This window comes from Variovorax sp. efr-133-TYG-130 (assembly GCF_030208835.1).
GTDB lineage: Bacteria > Pseudomonadota > Gammaproteobacteria > Burkholderiales > Burkholderiaceae_C > Variovorax.
This window is the reverse complement of record NZ_JARVTD010000013.1, coordinates 77,118-91,246: the sequence shown is the minus strand read 5'-3', so window position 1 is coordinate 91,246 and position 14,129 is coordinate 77,118. Positions and strand designations below refer to the sequence as shown.

Annotated in this window: 15 protein-coding genes; 13 read left to right on the top strand and 2 right to left on the bottom strand. The window is 68.2% G+C overall.

Going from position 1 to position 14,129, the window contains the following annotated elements; translation table 11 throughout:
- Window positions 1-46: 46 nt before the first annotated feature.
- From QRN67_RS17315 to QRN67_RS17305, 3 genes are all read left to right on the top strand, one after another.
- A complete protein-coding gene (locus QRN67_RS17315) occupies window positions 47-733 on the top strand; it encodes a YceH family protein (RefSeq protein ID WP_285412827.1) in 687 nt (228 codons plus the stop codon).
- 88 nt (window positions 734-821) lie between these two features.
- The gene (locus QRN67_RS17310) at window positions 822-1,286 is read left to right on the top strand and encodes a hypothetical protein (protein ID WP_285412826.1); all 465 of its coding nucleotides are present in this window, start codon (window positions 822-824) and stop codon (window positions 1,284-1,286) included.
- Between the two features lie 201 nt (window positions 1,287-1,487).
- On the top strand, window positions 1,488-2,084 hold the full coding sequence (locus QRN67_RS17305) for a DUF4337 domain-containing protein (RefSeq protein ID WP_106937068.1): 597 nt from the start codon (window positions 1,488-1,490) through the stop codon (window positions 2,082-2,084).
- Here QRN67_RS17305 and QRN67_RS17300 read toward each other — a convergent pair.
- A complete protein-coding gene (locus tag QRN67_RS17300; RefSeq protein WP_285412825.1) occupies window positions 2,081-3,295 on the bottom strand; it encodes a patatin-like phospholipase family protein in 1,215 nt (404 codons plus the stop codon). The two genes, QRN67_RS17305 and QRN67_RS17300, sit on opposite strands and share 4 nt — an antisense overlap.
- 76 nt (window positions 3,296-3,371) lie before the next feature.
- Here QRN67_RS17300 and apbC point away from each other — a divergent pair, with 76 nt between their 5' ends.
- The 4 genes from apbC to QRN67_RS17280 all read left to right on the top strand — a co-directional run bounded on the left by apbC (window position 3,372) and on the right by QRN67_RS17280 (window position 7,672).
- Entirely contained in the window at window positions 3,372-4,463 is a 1,092-nt protein-coding gene (gene apbC / locus QRN67_RS17295) for an iron-sulfur cluster carrier protein ApbC (RefSeq protein ID WP_285412824.1), read from the top strand.
- Between the two features lie 2 nt (window positions 4,464-4,465).
- Window positions 4,466-5,410: a LysR substrate-binding domain-containing protein gene (locus QRN67_RS17290; RefSeq protein WP_285412823.1), complete on the top strand. Its 945-nt coding sequence runs from the start codon at window positions 4,466-4,468 to the stop codon at window positions 5,408-5,410.
- Between the two features lie 127 nt (window positions 5,411-5,537).
- Window positions 5,538-7,235 (top strand): OFA family MFS transporter, encoded by a 1,698-nt coding sequence (locus tag QRN67_RS17285; RefSeq protein ID WP_081265965.1) that lies wholly within the window; start codon window positions 5,538-5,540, stop codon window positions 7,233-7,235.
- An 89-nt stretch (window positions 7,236-7,324) separates the two neighbouring features.
- Window positions 7,325-7,672 (top strand): winged helix-turn-helix domain-containing protein, encoded by a 348-nt coding sequence (locus tag QRN67_RS17280; protein ID WP_081265964.1) that lies wholly within the window; start codon window positions 7,325-7,327, stop codon window positions 7,670-7,672.
- Between the two features lie 86 nt (window positions 7,673-7,758).
- On the opposite strand, the gene QRN67_RS17275 is transcribed toward QRN67_RS17280, so the two are convergent.
- Complete coding sequence (locus QRN67_RS17275) at window positions 7,759-7,989, bottom strand: hypothetical protein (protein WP_106937705.1); 231 nt, start codon at window positions 7,987-7,989, stop codon at window positions 7,759-7,761.
- A 110-nt stretch (window positions 7,990-8,099) separates the two neighbouring features.
- On the opposite strand from QRN67_RS17275, the gene modB reads away from it, so the two are divergent.
- The 6 genes from modB to fdhD all read left to right on the top strand — a co-directional run bounded on the left by modB (window position 8,100) and on the right by fdhD (window position 13,963).
- Entirely contained in the window at window positions 8,100-8,783 is a 684-nt protein-coding gene (modB, locus tag QRN67_RS17270) for a molybdate ABC transporter permease subunit (protein ID WP_285412821.1), read from the top strand.
- 27 nt (window positions 8,784-8,810) lie between these two features.
- Window positions 8,811-9,560: a molybdate ABC transporter substrate-binding protein gene (modA, locus tag QRN67_RS17265; RefSeq protein ID WP_285412820.1), complete on the top strand. Its 750-nt coding sequence runs from the start codon at window positions 8,811-8,813 to the stop codon at window positions 9,558-9,560.
- Window positions 9,557-10,348, top strand: a complete 792-nt coding sequence (locus QRN67_RS17260) for an ABC transporter ATP-binding protein (RefSeq protein WP_285412819.1) — start codon at window positions 9,557-9,559, stop codon at window positions 10,346-10,348. Before modA ends, QRN67_RS17260 begins: the two co-directional genes overlap by 4 nt.
- A gap of 82 nt (window positions 10,349-10,430) precedes the next feature.
- Window positions 10,431-12,779, top strand: coding sequence for an FdhF/YdeP family oxidoreductase (locus tag QRN67_RS17255; RefSeq protein ID WP_285412818.1), 2,349 nt, complete (start codon window positions 10,431-10,433; stop codon window positions 12,777-12,779).
- On the top strand, window positions 12,776-13,066 hold the full coding sequence (locus QRN67_RS17250; protein ID WP_285412816.1) for a hypothetical protein: 291 nt from the start codon (window positions 12,776-12,778) through the stop codon (window positions 13,064-13,066). Before QRN67_RS17255 ends, QRN67_RS17250 begins: the two co-directional genes overlap by 4 nt.
- 18 nt (window positions 13,067-13,084) lie before the next feature.
- Window positions 13,085-13,963: a formate dehydrogenase accessory sulfurtransferase FdhD gene (gene fdhD, locus QRN67_RS17245; protein WP_285412815.1), complete on the top strand. Its 879-nt coding sequence runs from the start codon at window positions 13,085-13,087 to the stop codon at window positions 13,961-13,963.
- Window positions 13,964-14,129: the final 166 nt, after the last annotated feature.

Here is a 14,129-nt window from a genome sequence, read left to right as displayed (position 1 = left end):
CCGTGCCGTGCCTTGCGTTTTCATTTCCGAGAATTTCCGTCGAGCCATGTCCAATCCGTTGCCCGTCCTGTCCCTCCTCGAAACCCGTGTCCTCGGCGTGCTGGCCGAGAAGCAGCGCACCGTGCCCGACAGCTATCCGCTCACGCTCAACTCGCTGGTGTCGGGCTGCAACCAGAAGACCAGCCGAAACCCGGTGCTCGAGCTCACCGAGTCGCAGGTGCAGGCCGCCATCGACAGCCTGAAGGGCTACAGCCTCGTCGCCGAAACCAGCGGCGGGCGCGCCTACCGCTACGAGCACAACATCGACCGCGTGCTGCGCATTCCGTCGCAGTCGGTCATCCTGCTGACCGTGCTGATGCTGCGCGGCCCGCAGACGGCGGGCGAGCTGCGCATCGCCTGCGACCGCATGCACAACTTTGCCGACATCTCGTCGGTCGAGGGCTTCCTCAACGAACTGGCGGAACGCCCGGCCGGTGCGCTGGTCGTCAAGCTCGCGCGGCTGCCCGGTGCGCGGGAAAGCCGCTGGGCGCACCTGTTGAGCGGCACGCCGGCCGAAGAAGTCGCGGGCCCGGGGAGCGCATCGTCCGACGCCGCCCATGCGCCGCACGACGTGTCGCTGGGCGAGGTCGCGGCGCTCAAGGCCAACGTGGCGCGGCTCGAAACCGAGGTGGCGTCGCTCAAGGCGCTGCTCGGGCGCGTGTGCTCCGAGCTGGGAATTTCCGAAACGGACTGATTCCGGTACTTCACACGGGCTTCACGCAGCCCGCGCATCGGCTGCCTAACTTCGTGCCCATTGCCAACTCTTCAATGGAGCACCGGACATGGACCACGGACAGATCGCCGAATGGCGCGATCACATGCCTTTCGACGACGTCAGCCGCCGCCTGCTCGGCTGGCTCGCTGCACTGGCCGGCATCGCAAGCCTCTATGCGTTCTTCTGGTGGGCCGCCTCGGCCACCGGCTTTCTTCTGTTCGACGGCTGGTGGCACACCTGGCGCGGCCTGGGCACCGCGCTCGCGTTCCGCGATGCGGATTCGGCCGTCTACCTGCTGAGCTGGGTGCTGTCGGTCTTCGGCGGCCTGTTCGGCTGGGTCGCGCTGATCGGCTTCGCGGTGGCGCACCGGCGCGGCTGGGAGGCGGTGCCGGCGTGGGTCAAAGCCGGCTGCCTCGTCGGCGCGGTGGCCGGGCTGGCCTTCGAGCCCGGACGGCTGCTGGCGCTGGCGCCAATCGTGTGCGCGGTGCTGATGCTGCTGCGCTCGATGTTGCCGGTGCAGCCTGTGCGTTGAGGGTTGCGCACTTCTGGCGCTTCCTGCAGCCTGCCGTCGACCTGTTCATGACGGTGATCGACGCCCAGGCCGTGCAGGCAAGTGGCTGGCGAGAGGGAGCACCGGTAGGCGCAAGCGCGTCCCGGCGCGTTGAGGCAACTGTCATCGGCGGGCGTGCATACTCGCGCGCCCCCACCCCAGCATCGCTTCAACAAGGATCCCATGTCAGGACACGGCTTTCACGTGCACGGCCCGCACGATCACGAACTCGAACACGCCGCATCGGGCGGCGGCCACGGCCAAGAGGCCGGCGGCATGAGCATGACCAGCAAGATCGCGATGTGCACCGCGGTGATCGCCACCTTCGGCGCGATCTTCTCGTACATGGGCGGCGCCACGCAGGCCAACGCCGGGCTCTACAAGAACAATGCCGCGATCAAGAAGACCGAGGCGTCCAACCAGTGGAATTACTTCCAGTCGAAGAGCACCAAGCAGGCGCTGGCCGAGTTCGCGCGCGACACCGCGACGGACGACAAGCGCCAGGGCTGGCAGGTCAAGGTGAGCCGCTACGAGCAGGAAAAGACCGAGATCCAGGCCGCCGCGAAAAAGCTTGAAGAAGAGGCGAGCCGCTGGGACGCCCAGTCGGAGGAGCAGATGCACCAGCACCACCGCTGGGCGCAGGCAACCACCGTCCTGCAGGTTTCGATCGCGCTGGCCGCCATTGCGCTGCTCACAAGGAAGAAATGGCTGGAGCGCGCGATGTTCGGCGTGGCCGCCGCGGGTTTCGCGGTGGGCGTGCTCGCCGCGCTGCACATCTAGGCCGCGCTTGCGGGGCTGCTCCAGCCGAAGAACCGCAGCACCTCGTCGCGCTGGCTCATTGCGTCGGCGCGGCCCAGCGCCATCAGCTCGCGCGTGTAGGCCGACTCGAACAGCAGGTAGCTCGCAAGCGCGCCGCCCTTCACGTCGGCCGCCACCTTCGAGCCGCCCAGCAGGTATCGCACCGCGCCGGGCAGGGCGTCGACGTGGCGCGCCGCGATCACGTCGAGGCGCTCCGACGGCGAGATTACCAGCAGGTCGAGCGGACGCAGCCTGCTCGCCGCCCGCGCTGCCTCGGGAATGAGGCTCAGCGTGTGGTTGACGCGGTGCAGCCGCTCGATGTCGACCGCCAGCGCATCCAGGAAGATGCTCGACAGCGCATGGCCCGCGATCTGCGCCATCGTCGGGTAGCCGGTGTGGGTGTTGGGGCCAGGCGCTTCGCGCGGCTCGTGCATGCGCCCGGCGCCGATCACCACGATGCGCTGCGCGCCCAGGTGGATGGCCGCTGCAATCGGTGCCGACTGGCGCATCGAGCCGTCGCCGAAGTACTCGATGTGGTCCTGCTGCATCGGCAGCGCGGTGGCCGGGAACACGAACGGAATGGCCGATGAAGCCAGCAGGTGCGCATGGGTGATGCGGTCGCGCACCGAGATCCGCTGCGAACGCACCCAGGGTTCCATGGGCACGGCCGCCTCGAAGAAGGTGACGTGCTCGCCCGAGCTGTAGCTCGAGGCCGTCACCGCCAGCGCCTGCACGTGGCCGTCTTTCATGAGCTGCGGCAGGCGGTCGAGCTGCACCAGGCGCTGCAGCAGCTCTGCCAGCGGCGAGTTGTCCAGCAGCGACCTGGGCTTCACGCGCATCCAGTTGGCCGCGAAGCGCCCGAGCCCGAGCAACATGCGCCATCGCGCGCCGCTGCCGACGACGGAAAGCGAGTCGGCCTTGTACACCTGCTCGGCGCGGAACTGGCTCCAGACTTCGGCGATGTGCGCCACCACGTGGTCGAAGCTGTCGGCGCCGCAGGCCAGCGCGGCCGCGTTGATGGCCCCGGCGGAGGTGCCGGTGATGACCTGGAAGGGACTGCCGGCGCCGGTGCCGGCGGCGGGGCCGGCGCCGCGCCGGATCTCGGCGATGGCCTCCAGCACGCCCACCTGGTAGGCGGCCCGGGCGCCGCCCCCGGTGAGCAGGAGGCCGGTGACGCGGCTTGTCTCTGGCATTTTTTGGTTATTGAGGAGCTGTTCGATGAAGGCCCGGAGAGCGCACTAGACTACCGGCCATTCAGGAGTTTGATCAATGGCACTCACCCCAGAAGGGCTGACGGACGCGCTCAAGGCCGTCGCGGACCCTAACACCGGCAAGGAATTCGTGGCGAGCCGGTCGCTCAGAAACCTCCAGGTCTCGGAGGGCGACGTGTCCTTCGACATCGAGCTCGGCTACCCCGCCAAAAGCCAGCACGCGGCCATCCGCAAGGCGCTGGTGGCGGCTGCCAAGACGGTGCCGGGCGTGGAGAACGTGTCGGTCAACATCGTCACCAAGGTCATCAGCCACGCGGTGCAGCGCGGCGTGCAGCTGATGCCCAACGTCAAGAACATCATCGCGGTGGCCTCGGGCAAGGGCGGCGTGGGCAAGAGCACCACGGCCGCCAATCTGGCGCTGGCGCTGGCCGCCGAAGGCGCCACCGTGGGCCTGCTCGATGCCGACATCTACGGCCCGAGCCAGCCCATGATGATGGGCATCGAAGGCCGCCCCGACAGCGCCGACGGCAAGACCATGGAACCCATGGAACGCCACGGCGTGGAGGTCATGTCGATCGGCTTCCTGGTCGACCAGGACCAGGCCATGATCTGGCGCGGCCCCATGGCCACGCAGGCGCTGGAGCAGCTGCTGCGCCAGACCAACTGGAAAGACCTGGACTACCTGATCGTCGACATGCCGCCGGGCACCGGCGACATCCAGCTCACGCTGAGCCAGCGGGTGCCGATGACGGGCGCGGTGATCGTCACCACGCCGCAGGACATCGCGCTGCTCGACGCCAAGAAGGGCATCAAGATGTTCGAGAAGGTGGGCGTGCCGATCCTGGGCATCGTCGAGAACATGGCAGTGCACATCTGCTCGAACTGCGGCCATGCCGAACACATCTTCGGCGCCGACGGCGGCAAGAAGATGGCGGCCGAATACCAGATGGAATACCTCGGCGCGCTGCCGCTGGACATCAAGATCCGTCTGCAGGCCGACAGCGGCTCGCCGACGGTGGTGTCCGACCCCGAAGGCGACGTGGCGGGCATCTACAAGGCCGTGGCGCGCCGCGTGGCCGTGGGCATCGCCGAGAAGGCGAAGGACTTTTCCTCCAAGTTCCCCACCATCTCGATCAGCAAGAACACCTAGGCATGAACCTGCTCGCCTCGATGCGCTATCTGGTTGCGCTCAGCGAGCACAAGCACTTCGGCCGCGCCGCGCAGGCCTGCCACATCACCCAGCCGGCCCTTTCCAACGCGCTGCGCGCGCTGGAAAGCGAGTTCGGCGTCGTCATCGTCAAGCGGGCCCGGGTGTACGTGGGCCTCACGCACGAAGGCGAGCGCGTGCTGGCCACCGCGCAGCGCATGCTGCGCGAGAACGACGTGCTGGTGCAGGAGCTGCGCAGCACGCAGGGCGACCCGCACGGCCGGCTGAGCATGGCGGCCGTGCCCACGGCCATTCCCATGCTGTCGCGCTTTGCGGCCATGCTGCAGCAGCGGCATCCGGGCATCGTGCCCGCGGTGCTGTCGATGAGTTCGCAGGAGCTGGAGACCGGGCTCGAAAGCCTGTCGGTCGACCTCGCGCTCGGCTACACCGAGCGCATGCACCTGCCGGGCATCAAGCTCAAGGCCTGGCCGCAGAGCATCGAACACTACTTCCTGCTGCGGCGCGCGAAGAAGGCGTCGGCCGACCATCTGCGCATCGGCAAGCCCATGCCGTGGGCCGAGGCCGGCAAGCTGCCGCTGTGCCTGCTCACGCCCGACATGCACAACCGCGCCATCATCGATCAGGCGCTGCGCGAGGCCGGCGTGCCGGCGGCGCCGGCCATCGAGACCAACTCGGTGCTGACGCTCGCGCTGGCGGTGAGCGTCGGCACGGTCAGCAGCGTGCTGCCGGGCGCGATGGTGGCGGCGGTGCGCAGCCACCGCGAGCTGGAAGCGCTGCCGCTAGTGTCGCCCGAGGTGCGCACGCCCATCGGCTTCATGACGCAGGACGGCGTGCGAAGTTCGCGCGCGCTCGACGCCGCACGGGCTTTCCTGCAAACGCCCGAGTGGCAGGCACAGGTGCAGCAGCACAGCGGCACGCTCGGCGCCTAGCGCATCGATCATTCAAAAATTGAATCGGGGCATGCGCTGATCGAATTTGACGGCGCATGAAGCGCTCACTCACACTCCGCGGCCAACATTCGGCAACAAATTACACATCAGGCGAACAAGGAGAAACATGGCAGGATCATCTGCAGGCGTTCTTGAAGGAGAGCGCATCGGTGGAGGCGGATCGCAACGGCAACCCGGCTTCCTGGAAAAAGAACGCATCATCGCGGGCCCCGGTTTCAACCGCTGGCTGGTACCCCCGGCCGCACTGGCCATCCACCTGTGCATCGGCATGGCCTACGGCTTCTCGGTGTTCTGGCTGCCGCTGTCGAAGGCGCTGGGCACTGCCGGCACCGGCGCACAGGCCTGTGCCAAGGACATGAGTTTCTTCGCGGAGCTGTTCGCCACCAACTGCGACTGGCGCGTGGCCACGCTCGGCTGGATGTACACGCTGTTCTTCGTCTTCCTGGGCTGCTCCGCGGCACTGTGGGGCGGCTGGCTCGAACGGGCGGGTCCGCGCAAGGCCGGCGTGGTGTCGGCGCTTTGCTGGTGCGGCGGCATGCTGCTGTCGGCACTGGGCATCCACCTGCACCAGTTCTGGCTGATGATCCTCGGCTCGGGCGTGATCGGCGGCATCGGGCTGGGCCTGGGCTACATCTCCCCGGTGAGCACGCTGATCAAGTGGTTCCCCGACCGCCGCGGCATGGCGACCGGCATGGCCATCATGGGCTTCGGCGGCGGCGCGATGATCGGCTCGCCGCTGGCGGTCGACCTGATGAAGCGCTTCTCCACCACCACCGACGTGGGCGTGATGCAGACCTTCGTGGTCATGGCCATCGGCTACTTCGTCTTCATGATGGCCGGCGCGCTGGGCTACCGCGTGCCGCCCTCGGGCTGGAAGCCCGAAGGCTGGACGCCGCCCCCGGCGCAGACCAGCAACACCATGATCACGCAGCGCCACGTGCACGTGAAGAAGGTCTGGGGCATTCCGCAGTTCTGGCTCGTGTGGCTGGTGCTGTGCATGAACGTGAGCGCCGGCATCGGCGTGATCGGCATGGCTTCTCCGATGCTGCAGGAAGTGTTCGGCGGCGCGCTGATCGACCTGCCGGCCAAGTACGGCCAGCTCGACAAGACCCAGCTGGCGGCCATCGCGGTGGTGGCGGGCGGCTTCACGGCGCTGCTGTCGCTGTTCAACATCGGCGGGCGCTTTGTGTGGGCGAGCCTGTCGGACAAGCTGGGCCGCAAGCTCACCTACACGGTGTTCTTCGTGCTCGGCGCAGTCTTGTACGCGAGCATTCCCTCGTCGGCCGGCGCGGGCAGCAAGCTGCTGTTCGTGGGCGCATGCTGCGTGATCGTGTCGATGTACGGCGGCGGCTTCGCCACCGTGCCGGCCTACCTGGCCGACCTGTTCGGCACGCAGTTCGTGGGCGCCATCCATGGCCGCCTGCTTACCGCGTGGGCCACCGCGGGCATCCTCGGCCCGGTGGTGGTGAACTACATGCGCGAATACCAGCTGGGCCTGGGCCTGCCGCGCGAGCAGGTCTACAACCAGACCATGTACATCCTGGTGGGCATGCTGGTGATCGGCTTCATCGCCAACCTGCTGGTGCGCCCGGTGGCCGACAAGCACTTCATGACCGACGCCGAACTGGCGGTCGAGAAGAAGCTGGCGCACGAGAAGGCCTCCGCGGCCGAAGTCGGCAGCGGCTCTGGCCGTGCCGACACGGTGAGCCCGCTGGTGGTGGCGCTGGCCTGGGTGGCGGTGGGCATTCCGCTGGCCTGGGGCGTCTACAAGACGCTGGTGAGCGCGGCCAAGTTCTTCAACTGACCGCGGCTGTCCGGGCGACGCCGCCGCGCTTGGGCGGCTCGCACCGGGCAGACAATGGCGCTCCGCATTGGTTTACGCTTCGCGCCAACATGAAATCCAAAGTCCAGTTCCGCCTGCGCATCTACCGGGACGACGCCATTGCCATCGGCCCCGGCAAGATCGCGGTGCTCGAGGCCGTGGCCGAGACGGGGTCGATTTCCGCGGCGGCCCGCTTGCTCGGCATGTCGTACCGCCGCGCCTGGATGCTGATCGACGAGATGAACAAGGCGCTGGTCTCGCCGGCCGTGAACACCGCCGCCGGCGGCTCGCGCGGCGGGGGCACGGCGCTGACGCCGGTGGGCGAGGAAATCGTCAAGCACTACCGGGCCATCGAGAACGCCGCGCGCCTCGCCGCATCGGCCGACATTCGCGCGCTGACGCGTCTGCTCGCGCCATGAAGCCCGAGACCCTCGAGCGCGCCGGCTGGTTCGGGGCCGGGCCCGATCAGCTGCCAGGCACGCGATCCGGCGACAGGATCGGCTGATCAGGGCGCAGCATGCGCTGCATTGCGGCGCAATACTTCGCCGATGTCGTTGGCGTCGGCCTCGGCCACCAGGAAAGACTGGCTCTCGCCGTCGGGCGCGGTGATGGACAGCACGAAGCCGGCGGCGTCCATGGCGCGCTCGATGCGCCACTCCTGCACCTGCGTCACGTGGCGAAGCTCCGGCCTGCCGGAGATCGAACGGACAACGGTGTCGTGGGCGGATGGGCGCATGGGTTCCAGGGTCTCCAACGCTATATCCACCAGTATATGAAGACTCGTCTCTTTGCGCACCCCCGTGACAACCTTGCGGCTGCGCGTGCAACAATCTCCGCCGTATTCCAATGAACACGACGAATTCACTCATCGCCTCGACCGACTGGTTCCCGCTGGTGCTGTCGCTCAAGGTCGCCGCCGTGGCCACCGTGCTGGCGCTTGTCGCCGGCGTGGCGCTGGGCTGGATCTTCGCCCGCAAGAAGTTCTTCGGCAGCAGCGTGCTCGAGGCCGTGTTCATGCTGCCGCTGGTGCTGCCGCCCACCGTCATCGGCTATGCCATCCTGGTGGCGGCCGGGCGCCGCAGTCCGCTGGGCGCATGGCTGCGCGAGCACCTCGACTACACCATCATCTTCAGCTGGCACGCTGCCGTGGTGGCGTCCGCCGTGGTGGCGCTGCCGCTGGTGCTCAAGTCGGCCAGCGCCGCGTTCGCCGGGGTGGACCGCTCGCTCGAGGCGGCGGCCAGCACGCTGCGGCAATCGCCGTTCTCCGTTTTCCTGCGCGTCACGCTGCCGCTGGCGTGGCCCGGCATCCTGGCCGGCACGCTGCTGGCCTTCGCGCGCGCCATGGGCGAGTTCGGTGCCTCGCTGATGGTGGCCGGCTCCATTCCCAAGCAGACCCAGACGCTGTCCATGGCCATCTACGACGCGGTGCAGGCGGGGCATGACGATCTCGCGCTGCTGCTGGTCATCGTGACTTCGCTGCTGTCTATCACCGTGCTGGTGCTGTCGAACCGCTTCTTTTCTCTTCGCTGATTTCGTTTCAACCATCTGGAGTTGTCCATGCGTCCGTTTCGCCTTCTGTCGTTGGTTCTTGCGCTCGCCTTGCCGCTGGTTGCGGGCGCGCAGCAGATCACCGTGTCCGCCGCCGCCAGCCTGACCGACGCATTCAAGGAAATCGGCCCCAAGTTCGAGGCCGCCAAGCCGGGCGCCACCGTGCGCTTCAACTTCGCGGCCTCGGGCGTGCTGCTGCAGCAGATCGGGCAGGGCGCGCCGGTGGACGTGTTCGCCAGCGCCGACCAGGAAACGATGAACCGCGGCGTCGAGCAGAAAGCCATCGACGCCGCCACGCGAAAGGACTTCGTCACCAACAGCCTGGTGCTGATCGAGCCCGCCACGGGCGCCGTGGGCGTGAAGACCCTGCAGGACCTGGGCGGCGCGAGCGTCAAGAAGATCGCCGTGGGCAAGGTCGCGACCGTGCCGGTCGGCCGCTACACCAAGCAGGTGCTCGACGGCGCCAACCTGTGGACCACGCTCGAGCCCAAGTTCGTGCAGGCCGACAGCGTGCGCCAGGTGCTCGACTACGTGAGCCGCGGCGAGGTCGAGGCCGGCTTCGTCTACCGCACCGACGCGGCCGTGGCCGGCAACAAGGTCAGGGTCGCCTTCACGCCCACCGGCCACACGCCGGTGACCTATCCGATCGCCGTGGTGGCCGACAGCAGGCAGAAGCCGCTGGCCGGCGACTTCATCGCGTTCCTGTCGACGCCCGCCGCGCAGGAAGTGCTCACGCGCTACGGTTTCGGCAAGCCATGATCGACGTCGATCTGAAGCTCTCGGTGCAGGACGGGGCACGCCGCTTCGACCTGGCCGTGCGCTTTCAGACCGACGTGCCCTTTGCCGCGCTCTACGGCCCGTCGGGCGCGGGCAAGTCGCTCACGCTGCAGGCCATCGCGGGGCTTCTGCAGCCGTCGGCCGGCCATGTGCGGCTCGACGGCCGCACGCTGTACGACGCGGCCCGGGGCATCGACGTGCCCGCGCCGGAACGCCGCATCGGCTACCTCTTCCAGGACTACGCGCTGTTCCCGCACCTCACGGTGCGCCAGAACGTCGGCTTCGGCCTGACCGCGTGGCACCGCCGCAAGCCGTCCGCAAAGGATGCCGAGCGCGTGCAGGCGCTGCTGGAGAGCTTCGGCCTTGCGGCGCTGGCCGACAGCCGCCCGCGCAACCTCTCGGGCGGCCAGCAGCAGCGCGTGGCGCTGGCGCGCGCGCTGGCCTGCGAGCCGCAGGTGCTGCTGCTCGACGAGCCCTTCGCCGCGCTCAACCCCATGCTGCGCAGCGAACTGCGCAACGAACTGGCCCAGGTGCGCAAGCAGTGGGGCATTCCGGTGCTCATGATCACCCACGACATCGAGGACGTGCTCGCGCTGGCCGACGTGGCCTTCGTCTACAGGGACGGCCAGGTGGTGCGCGAAATCGATCTGCACAACGCCGAAAGCCGCGAATTCGCGCTGCATGACATCGCAGGCGCGCAGGTTGTCGAAGAGACGCCGCTGCGCAGCAAGCTGCGCGGGTTGCTGATGCAGGACGCGCGCGGCGCCTGAGGCCTCGCTTCATTTCCATTTTGAATCGCTGCATATGCCGATCCAATTTGACGGCGGGCCCCCGCGCGCGAACACTCCCGGCATGAGCGAGCAGAAGATCGAGTTTTACAAGGGCCCCGCCGGCGGGTGGGGCGCTTTGCGCAGCGTCACGAATGCACTGCTGCGGCAGGACATTCCCATCAAGGGTGCGAAGACGCTGCTGTCGGCCAACCAGCCCGACGGCTTCGACTGCCCCGGCTGCGCCTGGCCCGACCGCAACCACGCCTCCACCTTCGAGTTCTGCGAGAACGGCGTCAAGGCCGTGGCCGCCGAAGCCACCGCGCGCCGCGCCGGCCCCGAACTGTTCGCGAAGCACACCGTGGCCGAACTGGCCCAGCAGAGCGATTTCTGGCTCGAGGACCAGGGGCGCCTGACGCACCCCATGGCCTACGACGCGGGCAGCGACAAGTACGTGCCCATCGAATGGGACGACGCCTTCGCGCGCATCGCGCAGCACCTGAACGCGCTGCCCGACCCGAACCAGGCCATCTTCTACACGTCGGGCCGCGCGAGCAACGAGGCCGCCTTCCTGTACCAGCTGTTCGTGCGCGAATACGGCACCAACAATTTCCCCGATTGCTCGAACATGTGCCACGAGCCCAGCGGCAGCGGCATGCGCCCGCAGCTCGGCGTGGGCAAGGGCACGGTCACCCTCGACGACTTCGAGAAGGCCGACGCGATCTTCATCTTCGGCCAGAACCCCGGCACCAACCATCCGCGCATGCTGGGCGAGCTGCGCGCGGCTTCCAGGCGCGGCGCGCGCATCGTGAGCTTCAACCCGCTGCGCGAGCGCGGCCTGGAGCGCTTTGCCGATCCGCAGGACAAGCTCGAGATGGCGACCATGGGCTCCACGCCCATCAGCACGCACTACTTCCAGCTGCGCGTGGGCGGCGACTTCGCCGCCATCAAGGGAATGATGAAGCACGTCATCGAGCGCGAGGACGCGGCCGTGGCGCGCGGCGAGCCCTCGGTGCTCGACCATGAATTCATCGCCGCCCACACCGTCGGCTTCGAGTCGCTGGCGGCCGACCTGCGCGCCGAGTCGTGGGACATCCTGGTGCGCGAGTCGGGCCTGAGCGAGGCGCAGATCCGCGCCGCCGCCGACGTGTACCTGGGCGCCAGGCGGGTCATCGCCTGCTGGGGCATGGGCATCACGCAGCACCAGCATTCGGTGGCCACCATCCAGATGATCGGCAACTGGCTCATGCTCTGCGGCCACATGGGGCGCGAGGGCGCGGGCGCCTGCCCGGTGCGCGGGCACAGCAACGTGCAGGGCGATCGCACCATGGGCATCTGGGAAAAGCCGCCGGCCGCGCTGCTCGACCGGCTGCAGCAGGTGTTCGGCTTCGAGCCGCCGCGCCAGAACGGCGTCGACACCGTCGAGGCCATCCGGCTCATGCTCGACGGCAAGGGCAAGGTGTTCTTCGCGCTCGGCGGCAACTTCGCGGCCGCCACGCCCGACACCTACCAGACCTGGAAGGGCCTGCAGCAGTGCGACCTCACGGTGCACGTGACCACCAAGCTCAACCGCAGCCACGTGATCCACGGGCGCGAGGCGATCATTCTTCCGTGCCTGGGCCGCACCGAGATCGACATGCAGGCCAACGGCCCCCAGGGCGTGACGGTGGAAGACTCGATGAGCATGGTGCACATCTCGATGGGCATCAACCCGCCCGCGTCGGAGCACCTGCTGTCCGAGCCGGCCATCGTGGCGCGCCTGGCGGCCGTCACCATCGGCGCGCGCAGCAGGACGCCGTGGCTCTGGCTGGTGGAAGACTACGCGCGCATCCGAGACAAGATCGAAGCCGTGTTCGACGACTTCAAGGACTTCAACACGCGCGTGGCGCACCCCGGCGGCTTCCGCCTGCGCAACACTGCGAGCGAGCGGGTGTGGAACACCGCGTCGAAGAAAGCCGTTTTCTTCACGCACGCGGTGCCGCTGGACACCCATTCGCACCGCGCCCGCGCGCGCTTCGTGAAGAAGGGCGACACCATCGTCTTCACGCTGCTCACCACGCGCTCGCACGACCAGTACAACACCACCATCTACGGCATGGACGACCGCTACCGCGGCGTGTTCGGCCAGCGCCGCGTGGTCTTCATCAACAAGGAAGACATCCGCCAGCTGGGCATGAAGGACGGCGACTGGGTCGACATCCAGACCGTGTGGAGCGACGGCCAGGAGCGCCGCGCCGACCGCTTCAGGCTGGTGGCCTACGACATCCCTCGCGGCAACCTCGCGGCCTACTATCCCGAGACCAATCCGCTGGTGCCGTTGTCGTCGGTGGCCGAGAACGCGGGCACGCCGACCTCCAAGTCCATTCCCGTGGTGCTGTCGTTGCATGTGGCGCCTGCTCCGGCCCCGTCAGACGCTGATACCGTGGCGGCATGACCGCCGCTTCCTTCGACGCCGATTCCTTCTCCATCGCCATCCTGCGCGCCCTTGCCGATGCGCCGGGCGAGGGCGGGATGTCGCTGCCGCGCCTGGGCAAGCGGCTGGGGCAGGGCGCGAGCGTGGTCATGCGCCAGCTCACCCTGATGGGCGATGCCGCCATCGGCGGCGTGCGCGGCCCCGGCTGGGTGCGCGTGGTGCAGCTGGACGACCGCTGGGTCGCGCACCTCACCGACGCCGGGCGCGCACGGGTCGACGCCCTGCCGGCTGACGAAAACCCCGGCTGAGCGGACAATGGCCGCGGCATGCAAGACGACCCCATCAACGAATCCGATTCCCTGCCGCCACTCGCGCGGCACGCGGTGCATGTCTTCGGCGAGCGCGGCCTCGCGCCCGAGGGCGTGGTGCGCGACGACACGCTGGCGTCCGAGGTGCCGGTGGCGCTGGTGTTCAACGGCGTCTCGCACGCGGTGATGATGGCCACGCCGCAAGACCTCGAAGCCTTCGCGCTCGGCTTCGCGCTGAGCGAAGGCATCCTCGACGCAGCAGCCGATTGCCGGGGCATCGACTTGCGGACGATCGATGCCTCCGATGCCGGCTTGCCCCAAGGCATGCCCGGCATCGAAGTGCAACTGGAGATCTCCACACGCAGCTTCGAGCGCCTGAAAGACCGCCGCCGCAGCCTCGCGGGCCGCACCGGCTGCGGCGTGTGCGGCGTCGAGAGCTTCGCGGGGCTTGACCTCACGCCGCAGCGTGTGCCGCCACGCGACTGGATCGAACGCATCGACCTGGCGACAGTGCTTCGCGCCTTCGCCGCCATGCCGCCGCGCCAGACACTCAACGCCGAAGCCGGCGCAATCCACGCTGCAGCGTGGGCGACGGTCGACGGCGAGCTCACCGATCTGATGGAAGACGTCGGGCGCCACAACGCGCTCGACAAGCTGCTCGGCAAGCTCGCGCTGGCGGGGCGGCTCGAGGAGCCGGGCTTCGTGCTGATGTCCAGCCGCGGCAGCCACGAACTCGTGCGCAAATGCGCGCGCCTGGGCATCGCCGCGATGGCGACCATCTCCGCGCCGACCTCGATGGGCGTGCGCATGGCCGAACTCAGCGGCCTGCGCTTCTGGGGGTTGTGCCGGGCGCCGCGTGGGGTGCTTTATGCCGATGGGCTGAGCCCCGGCAACTGAAGTGCCGCGAGCGCCCGACCATCGCGCGCTGATAACAAGTGGTCGAATCCTGTTAATTCCAATGCCGTTGAGCAGCGCAACGGTGTTGCATATCTAACGAAATCTCCAGGAAATCTCCAGGAATTCTGCAAGTCACTTTTGGCCACAAATGTGCAGCCAAATGCGA